Source organism: Rhizobium sp. K102, assembly GCF_022385315.1.
GTDB lineage: Bacteria > Pseudomonadota > Alphaproteobacteria > Rhizobiales > Rhizobiaceae > Rhizobium > Rhizobium croatiense.
The window spans coordinates 3456503-3473687 of the sequence record NZ_CP092436.1; the positions used below are offsets into that span (position 1 = coordinate 3456503).

General features: G+C 63.2%; 17 protein-coding genes and 1 other RNA gene. 11 read left to right on the forward strand and 7 right to left on the reverse strand.

Features of this window, described 5'->3' with window-relative positions:
- Positions 1–52: 52 nt before the first annotated feature.
- From MHI61_RS23100 to MHI61_RS23115, 4 genes are all read right to left on the reverse strand, one after another.
- Positions 53–313 carry a hypothetical protein gene (locus MHI61_RS23100; RefSeq protein WP_239790700.1) on the reverse strand — a complete coding sequence of 87 codons (261 nt, stop codon included), beginning with the start codon at positions 311–313 and terminating at the stop codon, positions 53–55.
- A 72-nt stretch (positions 314–385) separates the two neighbouring features.
- A complete protein-coding gene (locus MHI61_RS23105) occupies positions 386–1081 on the reverse strand; it encodes a YafY family protein (protein WP_097608088.1) in 696 nt (231 codons plus the stop codon).
- Between the two features lie 4 nt (positions 1082–1085).
- Entirely contained in the window at positions 1086–2045 is a 960-nt protein-coding gene (nudC, locus tag MHI61_RS23110; RefSeq protein WP_239790702.1) for an NAD(+) diphosphatase, read from the reverse strand.
- Entirely contained in the window at positions 2042–2452 is a 411-nt protein-coding gene (locus tag MHI61_RS23115; RefSeq protein WP_239790703.1) for an HIT family protein, read from the reverse strand. Before MHI61_RS23115 ends, nudC begins: the two co-directional genes overlap by 4 nt.
- A gap of 89 nt (positions 2453–2541) precedes the next feature.
- Here MHI61_RS23115 and ffs point away from each other — a divergent pair.
- The 3 genes from ffs (at position 2542) to MHI61_RS23130 (ending at position 4900) form a co-directional block, all read left to right on the forward strand.
- An RNA gene (gene ffs, locus MHI61_RS23120) (signal recognition particle sRNA small type) lies at positions 2542–2638 on the forward strand.
- A gap of 44 nt (positions 2639–2682) precedes the next feature.
- The gene (locus MHI61_RS23125; RefSeq protein ID WP_239790704.1) at positions 2683–4554 is read left to right on the forward strand and encodes a DNA polymerase III subunit gamma/tau; all 1872 of its coding nucleotides are present in this window, start codon (positions 2683–2685) and stop codon (positions 4552–4554) included.
- A gap of 22 nt (positions 4555–4576) precedes the next feature.
- A complete protein-coding gene (locus MHI61_RS23130; RefSeq protein ID WP_239790705.1) occupies positions 4577–4900 on the forward strand; it encodes a YbaB/EbfC family nucleoid-associated protein in 324 nt (107 codons plus the stop codon).
- An 84-nt stretch (positions 4901–4984) separates the two neighbouring features.
- Here the strand turns inward: MHI61_RS23130 and MHI61_RS23135 are convergent, their stop codons facing one another.
- Positions 4985–5602 carry an MOSC domain-containing protein gene (locus MHI61_RS23135; protein WP_239790706.1) on the reverse strand — a complete coding sequence of 206 codons (618 nt, stop codon included), beginning with the start codon at positions 5600–5602 and terminating at the stop codon, positions 4985–4987.
- 57 nt (positions 5603–5659) lie between these two features.
- Here MHI61_RS23135 and recR point away from each other — a divergent pair, with 57 nt between their 5' ends.
- Together recR and MHI61_RS23145 are read left to right on the forward strand one after the other, a co-directional pair.
- The gene (recR, locus tag MHI61_RS23140) at positions 5660–6265 is read left to right on the forward strand and encodes a recombination mediator RecR (RefSeq protein ID WP_004676724.1); all 606 of its coding nucleotides are present in this window, start codon (positions 5660–5662) and stop codon (positions 6263–6265) included.
- A gap of 11 nt (positions 6266–6276) precedes the next feature.
- The gene (locus MHI61_RS23145; RefSeq protein ID WP_239792897.1) at positions 6277–7515 is read left to right on the forward strand and encodes a lytic murein transglycosylase; all 1239 of its coding nucleotides are present in this window, start codon (positions 6277–6279) and stop codon (positions 7513–7515) included.
- 5 nt (positions 7516–7520) lie between these two features.
- Here the strand turns inward: MHI61_RS23145 and MHI61_RS23150 are convergent, their stop codons facing one another.
- Positions 7521–7976 carry a GNAT family N-acetyltransferase gene (locus tag MHI61_RS23150; RefSeq protein WP_239790708.1) on the reverse strand — a complete coding sequence of 152 codons (456 nt, stop codon included), beginning with the start codon at positions 7974–7976 and terminating at the stop codon, positions 7521–7523.
- An 8-nt stretch (positions 7977–7984) separates the two neighbouring features.
- Complete coding sequence (locus tag MHI61_RS23155) at positions 7985–9616, reverse strand: MFS transporter (protein WP_239790709.1); 1632 nt, start codon at positions 9614–9616, stop codon at positions 7985–7987.
- Between the two features lie 245 nt (positions 9617–9861).
- Between MHI61_RS23155 and rimP the strand changes: the two genes are divergently transcribed.
- The 6 genes from rimP to truB all read left to right on the forward strand — a co-directional run bounded on the left by rimP (position 9862) and on the right by truB (position 17181).
- Complete coding sequence (gene rimP, locus MHI61_RS23160) at positions 9862–10467, forward strand: ribosome maturation factor RimP (RefSeq protein WP_239790710.1); 606 nt, start codon at positions 9862–9864, stop codon at positions 10465–10467.
- Positions 10468–10527: 60 nt separating this feature from the next.
- The gene (gene nusA, locus MHI61_RS23165) at positions 10528–12135 is read left to right on the forward strand and encodes a transcription termination factor NusA (RefSeq protein ID WP_239790712.1); all 1608 of its coding nucleotides are present in this window, start codon (positions 10528–10530) and stop codon (positions 12133–12135) included.
- Entirely contained in the window at positions 12132–12827 is a 696-nt protein-coding gene (locus MHI61_RS23170) for an RNA-binding protein (protein WP_239790714.1), read from the forward strand. The genes nusA and MHI61_RS23170 overlap by 4 nt, the downstream gene beginning before the upstream one ends.
- Before the next feature lie 103 nt (positions 12828–12930).
- Positions 12931–15672, forward strand: coding sequence for a translation initiation factor IF-2 (infB, locus tag MHI61_RS23175; RefSeq protein ID WP_239790715.1), 2742 nt, complete (start codon positions 12931–12933; stop codon positions 15670–15672).
- A 159-nt stretch (positions 15673–15831) separates the two neighbouring features.
- Positions 15832–16236, forward strand: a complete 405-nt coding sequence (gene rbfA / locus MHI61_RS23180) for a 30S ribosome-binding factor RbfA (protein ID WP_010030783.1) — start codon at positions 15832–15834, stop codon at positions 16234–16236.
- 12 nt (positions 16237–16248) lie between these two features.
- Positions 16249–17181 carry a tRNA pseudouridine(55) synthase TruB gene (truB, locus tag MHI61_RS23185; RefSeq protein WP_038686051.1) on the forward strand — a complete coding sequence of 311 codons (933 nt, stop codon included), beginning with the start codon at positions 16249–16251 and terminating at the stop codon, positions 17179–17181.
- The last annotated feature ends 4 nt before the right edge of the window (positions 17182–17185 follow it).

Below are 17185 nucleotides of genomic sequence, written 5' to 3' on the forward strand. Positions count from 1 at the left end.
TGCGAAAGCACGCCCCGTTCTCGACGGGCGGTGTGGATAATGATCGGATAGTCTAAAGCGAAAAACGGCTCTCGCGGTGCGGGTCGCGTCCATCCATGAAGCCGAGGTCGCGCTTGCGGCAATCCGGTGCAGCCTCGAGATCGAGGCTGGTGTGGTTTGCACTGCGAATCCGAAAGATGTTCATGACCAGGCGCAGAAGGCCGGAGTGCGCGGGCTGCCCGACATCGGCGAAAGTTTCGGCCGAAATGACATCGGCAAAGGCGTCGACCGCAAAACGGTCGCTGGTTTGGCGGATGAATGAAGACGTTGCCATGATCGGTACTCCTTTCTTAGTGGATTGAGACTGATCATAACGCCAACTGCTGACAGTTTATGGCAGCAGCGATCACCTCTCGATCGGCACGTCCTGTGTCTCGCGCCACTCCTTGAGAAGCACTGTGCGGCGGCGCGGATAACGCACCTCATGCAGTGCCATGTCGATGATGCGATCGGTGCGGAAATGGCGAAAATCCTGGCGCAGCTCGCACCAGGCCATGAGGACGCGCACGTGCTCGAAATAACCGAGCGCGAAAGGCCAGACACGGCGGCGGGAGATCCGGCCCTGCTCGTCGCCGTAATGCAGTTCGAGAATACGCTCCAGGCGGATCGCCCTGCGGATGGCCGAGACATCCGCGCTGTCCTCATCGCGGCGTTTGGGACCGACGAAGAGAGCGGCCGAATCGATCATTTCACGCAGATCGGCCGGCAGTACGGCGGCGATCTTGGCCAGCGCATCGGCGCCGGCGCCGGCAAGCCGCGGCTCGGCGGCGCGGGCCACCCAACGCGAGCCGAGCACCAGTGCCTCCAGCTCTTCCTCGGAAAACATCATCGGCGGCAGCATGAAACCGGGCTTCAGCACATAACCGATGCCGGCTTCGCCTTCGATCATGGCGCCCTGGGCCTGCAGGCTGGCGATATCGCGATAGAGTGTGCGCAGGCTGACGCCGGTCTCCTGAGCGAGCACGGTGCCGGTCACCGGCCTGCGATAACGCCGAAGCGTCTGGAGCAGCGTCAGGAGCCGTTCCGAACGGGCAACCGGCATGGCACTAGCGCTTCCACTCCACCCAGTCGCGCATCAGGCGGTGGGCGATCGCCCCTTTCGGCGGCGAGGCTTTGCCGTTGGCGCCTGGGCGCTCGAGCATCTCGAGCGTTTCCTCGCGGGTGAACCAGCGGCAATCCTCGAGCTCCGTCTCATCGCGCTTGATCTCGGTGGATTTCGCCTCCGCGTAACAGCCGATCATCAGCGAATGCGGCATCGGCCAGGGCTGCGAGGCGTGATAGCGGATACGGCCGGTGCGGATGCCTGACTCTTCCAGCGTTTCCCGGCGCACGGCATTCTCGATGGTCTCACCCGGCTCGACGAAGCCGGCAAGACAGGAATACATGCCGGGCGCAAAATGCGGGCTGCGGCCGAGCAGGCAGAGATCGCGACTCTCGTCGATCGTCAGCATGATGACGACTGGGTCGGTGCGGGGAAAGATCATGTGCTCGCAGGCGGCGCAGACACGCTTGTAACCGCCGATATGAATTTCCATCGCCGAGCCGCAGCGGCCGCAGAAGCGGTTGTCGCCGTTCCAGCGAATGAGGCTGGCGGCCTGGGCGAATTCGCCGAGCAGCACCTCATCGATCAGCATCTCGCGAAACAGCGTGCGGCCGTCCGCAGGCTTGTACTGGCTGGCGAGATCCTCGACGTCGATGCCGACGGGAACGGCGAGGCGGGGCTCGCCGGTCTTTCGATAGCCGAGAAGCACCGTCTCGTCCCAATCCGGCTGCAGTTCCTGCAGCTCGTAGCGGGCAAAGAGCGGATCGAGCACCTGGCCATCATGCTTCAGCACCAGCTTGTCCCTGGCGAAGGCGAAGATATGCGTGCCTTCCCTCGCCAGCGCCCTTTCGACCGACTTTTCGTCGCGATGTTCGGAATCGCGATTGAGGTCGTTGGCAGCAAAGGCGGTGAGATTGCTGGGTTCCGGATGCGGCACATCCGAATCGAAAAGCGAATGACTCATGATGAAAGGGCTTCCCGCAGCTTCGCTATGAATTCGTCTCTTTTCCCGTCCTCGTAGGGCTCAGCGCGCCCGAAGCCCCAGACAGGACCCGGCCAGTTGGCATCGCCTTCGAAGCGGGCAATGACATGAACATGAAGCTGGCCGACGATGTTGCCAAGAGCCCCGACATTGATTTTTGTCGCGCCGGTGATCTCTTTGAGCGCCTTGGCGGTGAGCTCCGTCTCGAAGGCGAGCAGCACCTGGTCGAGCGGCGTCAGCTCGAAGATTTCGGTGATATCGGCCCGGCGCGGCACGAGAATGAGCCAGGGCCAGCGGGCATCCCTCGACAATCTCAGATCACAGAGGCCTGTGACCATGACGCTGATGCTGTCGTTTTCCAGCCGGGGGTCGAGCGTAAAGCCGTTCAAGGGACATTCCTCCTGTCTTTTCCAACGACTAGCAGTTTTTTATCATGTTGGCTTGCTTTTGATGACGATATTGCCGATATGTGCATCCGGGAGGTTGGTGGTGGACGAGCCACTCGCCAACCGGGTCAGGTCCGGAAGGAAGCAGCCCTAACGAGCCCGGCACGGGTCATCGTGCCAGCCTCCCACCTTCTCTTTACGAAGTGCCCGGCATCCGGGCGACAAGCAGGGCGATGAGCGACACCGAGCGACAATCAAAAGATGCCGCCTCGACGGGCACCGGATACCGGGTGCTGGCTCGCAAATACCGCCCCAAGGATTTCACGGATCTGATGGTCGGCCAGGAGCCGATGGTCCGCACGCTCACCAACGCCTTCGAGACCGGCCGCATCGCGCAGGCCTATATGCTGACCGGCGTGCGCGGCGTCGGCAAGACGACGACGGCGCGCATCCTGGCGCGGGCGCTGAACTACAAGACGGCAGAGATCGACAAGCCGACGATCGACCTTCGCACGCCCGGCGAACATTGCCAGGCGATCATGGAAGGCCGGCATGTCGATGTGATCGAGATGGACGCCGCCTCCCATACCGGTATCGACGATATAAGAGAGATCATCGAACAGGTGCGCTACCGACCGGTTTCGGCGCGCTACAAGGTCTATATCATCGATGAAGTGCACATGCTGTCGACGCAGGCCTTCAACGGTCTGCTGAAGACGCTGGAAGAGCCACCGGAGCATGTGAAATTCATCTTCGCCACCACCGAGATCCGCAAGGTGCCGATCACCGTGCTGTCGCGCTGCCAGCGTTTCGACCTGCGCCGCATCAGCGCGTCGGACCTCGTCGGGCTGTTTACGACGATTGCTGCCAAGGAAGGTATCGAGGCGGAAGCGGACGCGCTCGCGATGATCGCGCGCGCCGCCGAAGGCTCGGCGCGCGACGGCCTGTCGCTGCTCGATCAGGCGATCGCCCATGGCGCCGGCGCCGTGCAGGCGGAAGCCGTGCGTGGCATGCTTGGCCTAGCCGACCGCGCCCGGATCGTCGATCTCTTCCAGCATATCGTCAAAGGCGATGTCGCCGGCGCCCTCGGCGAATTCCAGAGCCAGTACGAGGCCGGCGCCAATCCGGTGGTCGTGCTGACCGATCTTGCCGATTTCACCCACCTGGTGACGCGGCTGAAATATGTGCCGGATGCAGCAAACGATCCCTCGCTCAGCGAAATCGAACGCACGAAAGCGGCAGAACTGGCCAAGGGCATTGCCGTGACCACGCTGTCGCGCATCTGGCAGATGCTGCTGAAGGGTATTCCCGAAACCGAAGGCTCGTCGCGCACAGCGGGGGCGGCCGAAATGGTGCTGATCCGGCTGGCGCATGCCGCACATCTGCCGGCGCCCGAGGATGCGGCGCGGCGGCTTGCCGAATTTTCCGGCGACGGTGCCGGCTCGCGCCCCTCCTCCCCGCCTACCGGCGGTGGTGGCGGCAACGGAACACGGGTTCCCTATCAGAGCAGCGTCGCGGCTCGGGCGCCGGAGCCGACACCGCGGCCGCAGCCCTCAGGGCCGACCGCGATGCTGCGCGCCGTCCCCAATCCGGAACCGCAGACAATCGGCCGCGTCGAGACGAGGTCGGCTGAAGCGCCGAAGCCGCTGGTCCTGGTCAATACGATCGGCGATATCGTCGACCTCGCGGCCGAAAAGCGGGACGTCAAGCTGAAGGCACTCGTGCGCAACTTCGTGCGGCCTGTCCGCATCGAGCCCGGCCGGCTCGACGTGAACCTCACCGAGGGCGCGCCGGGCACGCTGCTGAACGAGCTCGCCGTCAAACTCAAGGAATGGACAGGCATCCACTGGATCGTCAGCACCAGCCGCGAAGAGGGCGGGCCGACGATGGTGGAGGCGGAAGCCAAGGCGCAGCAACAGCGGGTCAGCGACGCCCGCCAGGACCCCGATGTCGCCGCCATTCTTGCGCAGTTTCCGGGCGCCAAGATCATCGATGTGCGCGTCAGGGCGCCGACGCCGGAGGAGGAAGCGGAAGAAGCGACACCGCCTGCCGCCGCCGAATCCGAAGAAGGTGACATCCTGCCCGGCGACGACATAGAATTCTAAAGTTTCAAGAAGGAGTGAGACGATGCGCGACATCATGGGCATGATGGGCAAAGTCAAGGAAATGCAGGCCAAGATGGAGCAGATGCAGGCGGAGATCGCCGAGCTCTCGGCCGAAGGCAAGGCGGGCGGCGGCCTCGTCACGGTCGTCATATCAGGCAAGGGCGAGCTGAAGAGCCTGAAGATCGACCCGTCGCTGTTCAAGGAAGACGATGTCGAGATCCTCGAGGACCTGATCGTCGCCGCCCACAAGGACGCCAAGGACAAGGCCGAAGCGCTCGCCGCCGAAAAGACTAAGGCGCTCACCGCCGGCCTGCCGATCCCTCCCGGCTTCAAGATGCCGTTTTAATAGCAGGCAATTCGATCTTCTTTCACCGATGTTGCGATGGGCGAAGTGACAATCGCGTTCGCGATGCACAGGTGAAACTGGCGCCTAACGCTGTGTTTCCAACATCGCTCGCAGCTTGTAGTGAATAGGGGCAGCGAGATATCGCGCCCGGTCCGCCTCGGAAAGCCGTCGGCCAAAGGTTTCCATCAGCTCCGGCATTGTGACTTTGTCGCCGGCAAATGACTGATGCTCCACCGGCATTCCGGCTTCGGCGATGCCGCCGCGGATGACGCGGCAATAGATGCCGGGGCGGGCGGCATCGGTATAGCGCTTGACAAATTTCGGATCGGCCATCCTGGCGGCGAAGGTGGCGCAGGGGATGCGGCATGCGCTGGCTTCGAGGACGAGATCGCCTGATATGAAGCGGTCGCCGACGGAAACGTCGCGATTGTCGAGGTCCGATATCACCATATTTTCGCCGAAGGTGCCGGGGCCGTAGGGCCGGCCAAGTTGCTGCGCCCACCAGTCGAGCGTCAGCGATCCCTCGATATAGACTGCCTGATCGACGCCGCCATGGTGTTTGCGGTTGCAGATCGCGTCGCCGACCAGCCCTTCGGCATCGATCATCACGGCGCCGTTGACGGCGAGTTTGAAGATGCCGGTCTTGTAGTTCTTGCCGGGCAGCCTTTCAGGATGTCCGGTGCAGAGTGCCAGGATTTTCATGGGACGGCCGATCCTTCCGCGATTCCGTTTTCGTTGCATATCAGCTAAGAACGGCGCATGGCAAAACGAGTCACCGGCCCCGAAATCGAAAAACTCATCCAGCTTCTGGCGAAGGTGCCGGGCCTCGGGCCGCGCTCGGCGCGCCGGGCGGCACTGCATCTGATCAAGAAGAAGGACCAGCTGCTCGGACCGCTGTCGAACGCGATGGGCGAGGCCTACGACAAGGTGAAGATCTGCTCGCGCTGCGGCAATGTCGATACGGTCGATCCCTGCACGGTCTGCACCGATGCTCAGCGCGACCAATCCGTCATCATCGTCGTCGAGGATGTCTCGGACCTCTGGGCGCTGGAGCGGGCCGGCGCGATGAACGCCGCCTATCACGTGCTAGGCGGCACGTTGTCGCCGCTCGACGGGATCGGCCCCGACGATCTCAATATTCGCGGGCTGATCGACCGGATCGGCGAAGGCGGCATCCGCGAGCTGATCATTGCCGTCAACGCCACCGTCGAAGGACAGACGACAGCACATTATATCACCGACCAGCTGCAGGGACTCGACGTGAAGATCACGCGGCTGGCGCATGGCGTGCCTGTCGGCGGCGAGCTCGATTATCTCGACGAGGGCACGCTGGCGGCGGCGCTGCGGGCGCGGACGGTGATATGAAAGGGATTTATATGCCGCGAATACTCGCACTCGCTGTAGTGACCGCACTCCTCCCCCTCTCAGCCCACGCAGCCCCATCGAAAACCGATGTCGAGGCGCAATTCGAAAGCTGGGTGCAGAAGGACCTCTGGCCGCAAGCCAAGGCCGGCGGTATTTCCGAGAAGACTTTCAAGGCAGCTTTCTCGGGCGTCGCGCTGAATTGGAACCTGCCGGATCTCGCCCCGCCCGGTTTCCCGCCGCCGAAGGAGCAGAAACAGACACAGGCGGAGTTTTCCTCGCCAGGCCCCTATTTCAACGAGGACCACCTGAAGAGGCTTGCCGCAACCGGGCGCGGCTTTGCCGCGCAATATGGTTCGACGCTGAAGCGGATCGAGAAGACCTATGGCGTGCCGGGCTCGATCGTGCTGGCCATCTGGGGCCGGGAGACGGGCTTCGGCGCGGCCAAGATCCCGAATTCGGCGGTCGAAGTGCTGGCGACCAAGGCCTTCATGTCGACTCGCAAGGAAATGTTCCGCACCGAGCTGGTGGCGGCGCTGCATATTCTCGACGGCGGCGACGTGACGCCCGCCGATTTCAAGAGCTCGTGGGCCGGCGCGCTCGGCCAGCCTCAATTCATGCCGACGAGCTATCTGAAATATGCGGTGGATTTCGATGGCGACGGTCACCGCAATATCTGGACCTCCGTGCCGGATACGCTTGCCTCGATCGCCAATTACCTGGTCAAGAAAGGCTGGCAGCGTGATCGCGACTGGGGCTTCGAGGTATCGATCCCGGAGGCAGTTTCCTGCGCGCAGGAGGGTCCCGACCTCGCGAAGCCGCTTTCGCATTGGGCCTCGCTCGGCATCGACCGCATCTCCGGCAAGAACTTCCCCTCGGGCGAGATGAACGCGCAAAGCATGATGCTCGTGCCGGCCGGCCGCAACGGGCCTGAATTCATCGTCACCCCGAATTTCTACATCATCAAGGAATACAACAACTCCGATCTCTATGCGCTCTATATCGGCAATCTCGCCGACCGGATCGCCTCCAACGGCGGCGCCTTCCAGGGCCGATGGGGCGATGTCGGCAAGATGCTTCGTTCGGATGTCGCCGCCATGCAGAAGGCGCTGGAGCGGCAGGGCTATGATGTCGGTGGTTCCGACGGCCTGCCGGGCTACAAGACGCGGCGCTCGATCGGCCAGTGGCAGGCGAAGAACAGCATGAAGCCGACCTGCTTTCCCGAGGCCACGATGAAAGGCAGGCTGAAGTAGCCGTTTCAGAGGTTGCGCTTCAGCCCTTCATGGCTCGCGACGAAGCCGAGCTTTTCATAGAAGCGGATCGAATCCCCTCGCGTCTTGTCCGTTGTCAGCTGCACGAGGCCGCAGCCGCGCTCGGCGCATTGCGCGATCGCCCATTCGATGAACTCGGAGCCGAGGCCAGAGCCGCGTAATTCCCGCGCGATCCGCACGCTTTCGATCTGTCCGCGCCACATACCTGTTCGCGACAGGCCGGGAATGAAGCTCAGCTGCAGACAGCCGACAAGCTGATCGTCCGCATCGCTGGCCACGGCCAGCATCTGATTGGCATCCGCCTCGATTGCAGCGAAGGCCGAGAGATAGCGCGCGTCGACGGGATCCGAGACGATCTCCCTGGTGCTGCCGAGATCATCATCGGCGAGAAGCCCGATGATCGCGGCAAGGTCCGATCGGCGGGCAAGCCTGAAATCATACATGGTTGTTCTCAATGGTGCAGATCGATCGGCGCCTTATGGAAGACGTCATCGCCCGGCGGGATGGCCTGACGCTCGATCATCCGGTGAACATGCGGCGGACCTTCGCCGCGGTGAAGGGCGCGCAGCCTGTCGATGTTTTCGGCATCGGCCTGCGTGCGCCGCTGGTTGTGCCTGATGTATTCGACCCAGGTCGGCGTGTGGTAGGTTTCGGTCCAGAGCCCGGGATTTTCGAGATCGCGCATCAGCGCCCAGTGCCGCGCGCCATCGCGGATGCGGATACGCCGCCGCTCGCCCATCAACGTCATGAATTCCGCAAGATCGTCGTCGGCGATCTCGTAGTCGACCTGGATGACGATCGGGCCGCTGCGCGGCGTGATGTCGAGGCTGAGCGCCGGCGCGGTGAAGCGGTTCAGGGGATCGAGATTGAGCGAGGCGAAGGCCGGCATCGAAAAACGCAAGCCGATCGCAATGCCGAGCAGCATGACGACGGATGACGTCAGCAGCGCATTGGCGACGCCGTAGCGATCGGCAGCAACGCCCCACAGCCAGCTGCCGCCGGCAATGCCGCCGAAGGTGACGGTCTGGTAGAGCGACAGCGCACGGCCCACCACCCAGCGCGGAGTCGAGAGCTGGACGATAGTGTTGAAGAGCGACAGCGCCGAGACCCAGCAGGCGCCGGCGACGAGCAGCCCGGCTGAGGTGAGGACGGCGCTCGGGCTGACGGCCGCAATGACGGCGCTAAGCGCAAAGCCGGCAAAGGCCAGGCGGATGATCGTCTCGCCGGAAAACGCCTGGCGAATTCTCGCACTCAGCACGGCGCCGCCGATCGCGCCGATGCCGAAAGCGCCGAGCATAAAGCCATAGGTCAGCGGCCCGCCGGCCACCAGGTCAAGCGCGACCACCGGCAGCAGCGCCAGGATCGAGCTGGCGCCTATGCCGAAGATAAGCCCCCTGACGAGAACCTTTTCGAGATTGGGCGACATCGAGACATAGCGCAGGCCGGCGAAGATGGCGCTGGCGAGCGCCTCGCGCGGCAGGGTCGAAATCGGCATGCTCGGCCGCCAACGCGACAAAGCGTAGATCAATGGCAGGTAACTCAGCGTGTTCACGGCAAAGGCCGCGGCGGCGCCGGCGGCCGCCACGATGGCGCCGCCGATCGCCGGGCCGACGCTGCGGGTGATGTTGAAGCCCATGCTGTTCAGGGTGACGGCGCCCGGCAGATCGGCGCGCGGCACCATGTCGCCGACCGAGGCCTGCCAGGAGGGATTGTTGAGCGCCGTGCCGCAGCCGATCAGGAAGGTGAAGAAGAGCAGCAGCCAGGGCGTGATCCAGCCGAGAAGCGCACATGCCGTCAGCAGGCCCGAGACCGTGAGCATCATGCACTGCGCCGTCAGCATCACCCGGCGGCGGTCGTAATTGTCTGCGAGCGCACCCGAGATCAGGGAAAACAGCATGATCGGCAGCGCTGTCGAGGTCTGCACCAGCGCGACCATATCCTCCGACGCGGTGATCGTCGTCATCATCCAGGCAGCACCCACCGCCTGGATCAGACCGCCGAAATTCGAGGAAAGGCTCGCAAACCATATGGCGCGATAGGTATCGTGCCGCAAAGGCGCCAATGTCGACGAAGTGTACGCCACAATTTCTCCCGCTTTTGTCATTGCCCCGCCGGGCAATATATGCGCATGACCGGCGCTGGCCATAGGCGCGTTCGCCTTGTCGGAGGCGAATTGGCGGAATTGGCCGCAGACCTTGCAATTTGGTAAAAACCCGACTATATGGCTCTCAAATTCTTGATCGCTTGATGAAGAGTGGGCCGCAAGGACCCGCTCTTTTTTATTAGCTCGATCGCCTGAACAGCAAGAAATTGCGAGGAGCGCACCGCTTGTCGGACATGACGAATGCAGACAACGAACTTGAGCCGCGGCTGATTACCGAAACCGGCCTTGACCAGCGTCTTGCCGATATCATCGAACCCGTTCTCATCGGGATGGGCTTCCGGCTGATCCGCGTGCGCATGCTGAACCAGAACGGCATGACGATGCAGGTGATGGCCGAGCGCAACGACGGCACGATGACCGTCCAGGACTGCGAAGAAGTCTCGATGGCGATTTCTCCCGTCCTCGATGTGGAAGATCCGATCGATAAAGAGTATCATCTCGAAGTGTCTTCGCCCGGCATCGACCGTCCGATGGTGCGGAAATCCGATTTCGTCCGCTGGCAGGGCCACCTTGTGAAATGCGAGACGTCGATCCTGATCGACAATCGCAAGCGCTTCCGCGGCAAGATCGTCGAAGCAGGCGTCGATGGTTTCACGCTCGAGCGTGACCAGGTCGCTTACGGGGAAGAGCAGAAGGTCACCATTCCCTTCACGGCGCTTAGCGATGCGAAGCTTATTCTGACCGACGACCTGATCCGCGACGCGTTGCGCGCCGACAAGCTGGCAAAAGCGCAGGCCGCCAACCAGAACGAAGCGGACGAGCAGGAATAACCGATTAACAGACCGCTCCCAGGGACGGGAACCCCGGAGTAAAGACGGAGAAACAAGACAATGGCAGTCAGTGCGAACCGGCTCGAACTTCTGCAGATCGCAGATGCAGTGGCGCGCGAAAAGGTCATCGACCGCGAGATCGTGCTTGCCGCAATGGCCGATGCCATTCAGAAGGCGGCACGCTCGCGTTACGGCACCGAATCCAACATCCGTGCCGACATCAATCCGAAGACCGGCGAAATCCGGCTGCAGCGTCTGCTCGAAGTCGTCGACAAGGCCGAGGATTATTCGACGCAGATCCCGCTTGAGCTCGCCCGCGACCGCAACCCGGACGCCGCCCTCGGCGATTTCATCGCCGATCCGCTGCCGCCGATGGATTTCGGCCGTATCGCCGCACAGTCCGCCAAACAGGTGATCGTGCAGAAGGTGCGTGAAGCCGAGCGCGACCGCCAGTTCGATGAATTCAAGGACCGCGTCGGCGAAATCGTCAACGGCACCGTCAAGCGCGTCGAATATGGCAATGTCATCGTCGATCTCGGCCGTGGCGAAGGCATCATCCGCCGCGACGAAATGATCCCGCGCGAGAACGTGCGCTATGGCGATCGCGTCCGTGCCTATGTCTATGACGTCCGCCGCGAACAGCGCGGCCCGCAGATCTTCCTGTCGCGCACGCATCCGCAGTTCATGGTGAAGCTCTTCACCATGGAAGTGCCTGAAATCTACGACGGCATCATCCAGGTGAAGTCGGTCGCCCGCGACCCGGGCTCCCGCGCCAAGATCGCCGTCATCTCGAACGACAGTTCGATCGATCCGGTCGGCGCCTGCGTCGGTATGCGCGGCTCGCGCGTCCAGGCCGTCGTCGGCGAGCTTCAGGGTGAGAAGATCGACATCATTCCGTGGTCGCAGGATCCGGCGACCTTCGTCGTCAACGCCCTGCAGCCGGCCGAAGTCGCCAAGGTCGTTCTCGACGAGGATGCCGAGCGCATCGAAGTGGTGGTTCCCGACGAGCAGCTGTCGCTTGCGATCGGCCGTCGCGGCCAGAACGTCCGCCTGGCGTCGCAGCTGACCGGCTGGGACATCGACATCATGACGGAGGCCGAGGAATCGGAACGCCGTCAGAAGGAATTCAACGAACGCACCAACCTGTTCATGGATTCGCTCGACGTCGACGAAATGGTCGGCCAGGTTCTGGCCTCGGAAGGCTTCGCCGCCGTCGAGGAACTCGCTTATGTCGATCTCGACGAAATTTCTTCGATCGACGGATTCGACGAAGATACGGCGCAGGAAATCCAGACCCGCGCCCGCGAATTCCTCGAGCGTCTCGAAGCCGAGATGGACGAGAAGCGCAAGGCGCTCGGCGTTGAGGACGAGCTGCGCGAAATCGACGGCATGACCGCCCAGATGATGGTGGCGCTCGGCGAAGACGGCATCAAGACGATCGAGGACTTTGCCGGTTGCGCCGCTGACGATCTCGTCGGCTGGACGGAACGCAAGAACGGCGAAACGAAGAAGTTCGAAGGCCTGTTCTCGAAATTCGACGTCTCGCGCGTCGAAGCCGAGCAGATGATCGTCCAGGCCCGCCTGTCGGCTGGCTGGATCACCGAAGAGGACCTGGCGAAGGGGACCGAAGAAGAGGTCGCCGAAGCCGAAGCCGAACAAGAAGCATGATGACCGCGCATGAGCCGGACGCTCTCCCTGACGAGGACGACGATCTTGCAGGTTATGACGTGAACGGACGCATGTGCATCGTGACGCGCGAAAGCGGATCGCCGGAAGAGCTGATCCGCTTCGTTGCCGCTCCCGATGGAACCGTTGTCGCCGATCTGAAGCGCGAGCTTCCGGGACGCGGATGCTGGGTGAAGATCGACCGGTCGCTGGTCGACCGGGCGGTGGCGAAGAAGCTCTTCGCCCGCGCCCTGAAAAGCGACGTGAAGGCCGCGGACGATCTCGGTGCGAATGTCGACCGGCTGCTGGCGGCGCAATTGATGCAGATGATGAACATGGCGCGGAAAGCCGGCCAGTTCATCAGCGGCGCCTCGAAAGTGGATGCCGCGGTCAGAAGCGGAGCAGCCCTTGCGGTATTCCACGCGACTGACGCGGCGGACGACGGTGTGAGGAAAATCGACCAGGCCCGCAAGGCCTGGCACCTCGGAATGGAGACCGAGGAGGAGATACCTTCCTACCGCTTCTTCTCGGAGAGCGAAATGGAAGGCCTGATGGGCCAGAATGCTTTTATCCATGCCGCAGTGCTTGCAGGGCAGGCGGGTGAGGGTGTAGTGAAGCGCGCAAAGATGCTCGAACGGTACCGTATTGGCGGTCAGTCCCGGGCAGCGGGCGGCGCTGGCCGGCAAAAACAATGAGACGGTCACCGGCATCGGCCGGTCTCATTCTCATTGATCGACAGTATTTGAACGACAGGGTCTGATCTCAGTCATCGCTCCCTGTCCGAAGGAACGGGAACGAATGACCGATAGTAACGACGACAAGACAATCAGCGTGACGGGCAAAAAGACGCTTACCCTGAAACCATCGGGGATGAGCCAGGGCACCGTTCGCCAGGATATGGGTCGGGGTCGCACCAAGGCGGTCGTGGTCGAGACCCGCAAGCGGCGCCCGCTGCGCCCGGAAGACGAAAAGCCGATCACGCCCGCTGCCCCGGCAGCCCCGGTCCGCGCAGCCGAACCGGCGCCGACGCCCGTTCAGGCGCGTCCGCCGCAGCCGACACCGGCACCGCGGGTTCATCAGCCGGGCAACAGCCAGACCAACCAGCGTCCGCAGCAGTCCTATCAGCCGCAGCGCTCGAACGACCGTCCGCGCCCTGTCGTGCTGAACCATCTGTCGCCTGAGGAGATGGATGCCCGCCGCCGTGCGCTGGCCGAATCCCAGGCGCGTGACGCCCAGGACGCGATCCGCCGCGCCGAGGAAGACAAGCGCCGTGCCGCCGAAGAGATTGTCCGCAAGGCAGCCGAAGCAGAAGAAGCCGCCCGCAAGGCAGCCGAAGAGGCTGCCCGGCAGGCCGAGGCACCCGCTGTCGCTGAACCGGCAGCCGCTGAGGCAGCACCGGCTCCCGTCGCCGCCGAAGCTCGCTCGGAGGCTCCGCGGCCTGCGGCTGCACGCCGGCCCGATGCCGCAGCCCCCGCTGCCGCCCGTCCGGCGCCAGGCGCCGCCGCGCCGGCCGGTGCCCGTGGCCGTCGCCCCGAAACGGAAGACGAGGATCGTGGCGCAGCACGCGGCGGTCCGGCCCGTGGCCGCGTCGTTCGCCCCGAACCCGCAAAACCGGTGACCACGCGTCCGAAGACGGATGAAGAGCGCCGCCGCGGCAAGCTGACCATTACGACCGCCGACGCGGACGGCGACGACAACGCCCGCGGCCGTTCGCTTTCGGCAATGCGCCGCCGGCAGGAGAAATTCCGCCGCAGCCAGATGCAGGAAACGCGCGAGAAGATCTCCCGCGAAGTCGTCCTGCCCGAAACCATCACCATTCAGGAACTGTCGCAGCGCATGTCCGAACGCGCCGTCGACGTCATCAAGTACCTGATGAAGGAAGGCCAGATGATGAAGCCGGGCGACGTCATCGACGCCGACCTTGCCGAACTCATCGCCGGCGAATTCGGCCATACGGTCCGGCGCGTATCGGAGTCCGACGTCGAACTCGGCATCTTCAACGTCTCCGACGAGGACGGCGAACTCGTTTCGCGCCCGCCCGTCGTCACCATTATGGGCCATGTCGACCACGGCAAGACCTCGCTGCTCGACGCCATCCGACATGCCAACGTGGTTTCCGGCGAAGCCGGTGGCATCACCCAGCATATCGGCGCCTATCAGGTGGAACAGAACGGCCAGAAGATCACCTTCATCGACACACCCGGCCACGCCGCCTTCACGGCGATGCGTGCCCGCGGCGCGCAGGCGACCGACATCGCAATCCTGGTCGTTGCAGCCGACGACAGCGTGATGCCGCAGACGATCGAATCGATCAACCACGCCAAGGCGGCTGGCGTTCCGATCATCGTTGCGATCAACAAGATCGACAAGCACGAGGCCGATCCGCAGAAGGTCCGCAACCAGCTGCTGCAGCACGAAGTCTTCGTGGAAACCATGGGCGGTGAAGTGCTCGACGTCGAGGTTTCGGCCAAAACAGGCAAGAACCTCGACAAGCTGCTCGAGGCGATCCTGCTGCAGGCCGAAATTCTCGACCTCAAGGCCAATCCCGACCGGACGGCGGAAGGCACCGTTATCGAAGCCCAGCTCGACCGCGGCCGTGGTTCGGTCGCGACTGTGCTCGTCCAGAAGGGCACGCTGCGTCCGGGTCAGATCATCGTCGCCGGCGATGTCTGGGGCCGTGTGCGTGCGCTGGTGACCGACAAGGGCGACCATGTGAAGGAAGCAGGTCCCGCGACCCCGGTCGAGGTCCTCGGTCTTTCCGGCACGCCGCAGGCAGGCGACAAGTTCGCTGTCGTCGAAAGCGAGAGCCGCGCCCGTGAAATCTCGGAATACCGTCAGCGTCTTGCCCGCGACAAGGCGGCTGCCCGCCAGTCTAGCCAGCGCGGCTCGCTGGAACAGATGATGATCCAGCGCCAGAGCGCCGGTATCAAGGAGTTCCCGCTTGTCATCAAGGGCGACGTGCAGGGCTCGATCGAAGCGATTGCCGGCGCGCTGGAGAAGCTCGGCACCGATGAAGTCCGCGCCCGCATCGTCCATTCAGGCGCAGGCGGCATCACCGAGTCGGACATCTCGCTCGCCGAAGCCTCGAACGCCGCCATCATCGGCTTCAACGTTCGCGCCAATGCGCAGGCACGCCAGTTCGCCGAACGCCAGGGCCTCGAAATCCGCTACTACAACATCATCTACGATCTCGTGGATGACGTGAAGGCGGCGATGTCGGGACTGCTGTCGCCGGAACGGCGCGAAACCTTCATCGGCAATGCCGAGATCCTGGAGGTGTTCAACATCACCAAGGTCGGCAAGGTCGCAGGCTGCCGTGTCGTCGAAGGCAAGGTCGAGCGCGGGGCAGGCGTCCGCCTCATCCGCAACGACGTCGTCGTCCACGAAGGCAAGCTCAAGACCCTCAAGCGCTTCAAGGACGAAGTCTCCGAAGTGCCGATGGGCCAGGAGTGCGGCATGGCCTTCGAAAACTACGAGGACATGCGCGTCGGCGACGTCATCGAGTGCTTCCGCGTCGAACACATCACGCGCACGCTCTAACCGTCAGGCGCCTCGCGCAACAACAGCTTCCAGAAGCCATCCGCCAGCCGGCGGATGGCTTCTGGTATCTGGCGGCCTTGACCTTTGCAGCCAAAAGAGTCATGGACGCTCTCCTTTGACGGGTTCGATTCCCAGCCGCATCGGCAAACAGAGATAACAATGACCAGACCAACATCCTCCGCGCCTTCGCAGCGCATGCTGCGCGTTGGCGAACAGGTCCGCGCCGCGATCACCCAGGTGCTGCAGCGCGGCGAAGTGCGCGACGACGTCATCGAGGCGACCGTGATTTCGATTTCGGAAGTACGCATGTCGCCGGACCTCAAGATCGCCACGGCTTACGTGACGCCGCTCGGCGTTTCCGACCACAGCATCGTCATCGAGGCGTTGAACCGCCATGCGAAGTTCATCCGCGGCCGGCTCGGGCCGCAGCTCCGGCAGATGAAATACATGCCGGAGGTGCGTTTCCGCGACGATACCAGCTTCGACAATTACAAGAAGATCGACGAGCTCTTGCGTTCGCCCGAGGTGAGCCGCGATCTCGACGGCGACAACGACGAACAATAACAGAAGAGACGCATGTCCAAACCACGCAAACCCAAGGGCCGGCCGATTTCCGGCTGGCTGATCCTCGACAAGCCGGTGGATTTCGGCTCGACGGAAGCCGTTTCGAAGCTCAAATGGCTCTACAAGGCGCAGAAGGCCGGCCATGCGGGCACGCTCGACCCGCTTGCCTCCGGCATGCTGCCGATCGCGCTCGGCGATGCGACCAAGACCGTTCCCTATGTGATGGATGGCCGGAAAATCTATGAGTTCACCGTCAGCTGGGGCGAGGAGCGGGCCACCGACGATCTCGAAGGCGACGTGACCCAGAGCTCGGAAAGACGCCCCACCGAGCAGCAGATCCGCGATATCCTGCCCCGCTATATCGGTACCATCAGCCAGGTGCCGCCGCAGTTTTCCGCCATCAAGATTGCAGGCGAACGCGCCTATGATCTGGCGCGCGACGGCGAAGCCGTCGAGATTCCCTCACGCGAAGTCGAGATCTTCCGGCTGACGCTGCTTGCCTGTCCGGATGCGAATACCGCGCATTTCGAAGTGGAATGCGGCAAGGGCACTTATGTCAGGGCGCTTGCCCGCGATTTCGGCCGCGAGCTCGGCTGCTACGGCCATATATCAGGGCTGCGGCGCACCTTCGTCGCGCCTTTCCAGGAAGAAGCCATGGTGCCGCTTGCCAACCTCGTGGCGCTCGAAGCGATCGAAGACATGGATGAGCGGCTCGCCGCCCTCGATGCGTTGCTGATCGACACGTGCGAAGCGCTTTCCGCCCTGCCTCACCTCGTCATCAACGACGACCAGGCGCATCGGCTGAAGATGGGCAATCCGATCCTGGTGCGCGGCCGCGATGCGCCGATTGCCGAAAGCGAGGCCTATGCGACGGCTCGTGGCAGGCTGATCGCGATCGGCGAGATCGGCCAGGGCGAGTTTCGCCCAAAGCGGGTTTTCGCCTGAGCCT

Bases quoted from the DNA above. Each gene is read 5' to 3' on its own strand.
- MHI61_RS23100 (WP_239790700.1), bottom strand. From the start codon at position 313: ATGGCAACGTCTTCATTCATCCGCCAAACCAGCGACCGTTTTGCGGTC.
- MHI61_RS23105 (WP_097608088.1), bottom strand. From the start codon at position 1,081: ATGCCGGTTGCCCGTTCGGAACGGCTCCTGACGCTGCTCCAGACGCTT.
- nudC (WP_239790702.1), bottom strand. From the start codon at position 2,045: ATGAGTCATTCGCTTTTCGATTCGGATGTGCCGCATCCGGAACCCAGC.
- MHI61_RS23125 (WP_239790704.1), top strand. From the start codon at position 2,683: ATGAGCGACACCGAGCGACAATCAAAAGATGCCGCCTCGACGGGCACC.
- MHI61_RS23130 (WP_239790705.1), top strand. From the start codon at position 4,577: ATGCGCGACATCATGGGCATGATGGGCAAAGTCAAGGAAATGCAGGCC.
- MHI61_RS23135 (WP_239790706.1), bottom strand. From the start codon at position 5,602: ATGAAAATCCTGGCACTCTGCACCGGACATCCTGAAAGGCTGCCCGGC.
- recR (WP_004676724.1), top strand. From the start codon at position 5,660: ATGGCAAAACGAGTCACCGGCCCCGAAATCGAAAAACTCATCCAGCTT.
- MHI61_RS23145 (WP_239792897.1), top strand. From the start codon at position 6,277: ATGCCGCGAATACTCGCACTCGCTGTAGTGACCGCACTCCTCCCCCTC.
- MHI61_RS23150 (WP_239790708.1), bottom strand. From the start codon at position 7,976: ATGTATGATTTCAGGCTTGCCCGCCGATCGGACCTTGCCGCGATCATC.
- nusA (WP_239790712.1), top strand. From the start codon at position 10,528: ATGGCAGTCAGTGCGAACCGGCTCGAACTTCTGCAGATCGCAGATGCA.
- MHI61_RS23170 (WP_239790714.1), top strand. From the start codon at position 12,132: ATGATGACCGCGCATGAGCCGGACGCTCTCCCTGACGAGGACGACGAT.
- infB (WP_239790715.1), top strand. From the start codon at position 12,931: ATGACCGATAGTAACGACGACAAGACAATCAGCGTGACGGGCAAAAAG.
- rbfA (WP_010030783.1), top strand. From the start codon at position 15,832: ATGACCAGACCAACATCCTCCGCGCCTTCGCAGCGCATGCTGCGCGTT.
- truB (WP_038686051.1), top strand. From the start codon at position 16,249: ATGTCCAAACCACGCAAACCCAAGGGCCGGCCGATTTCCGGCTGGCTG.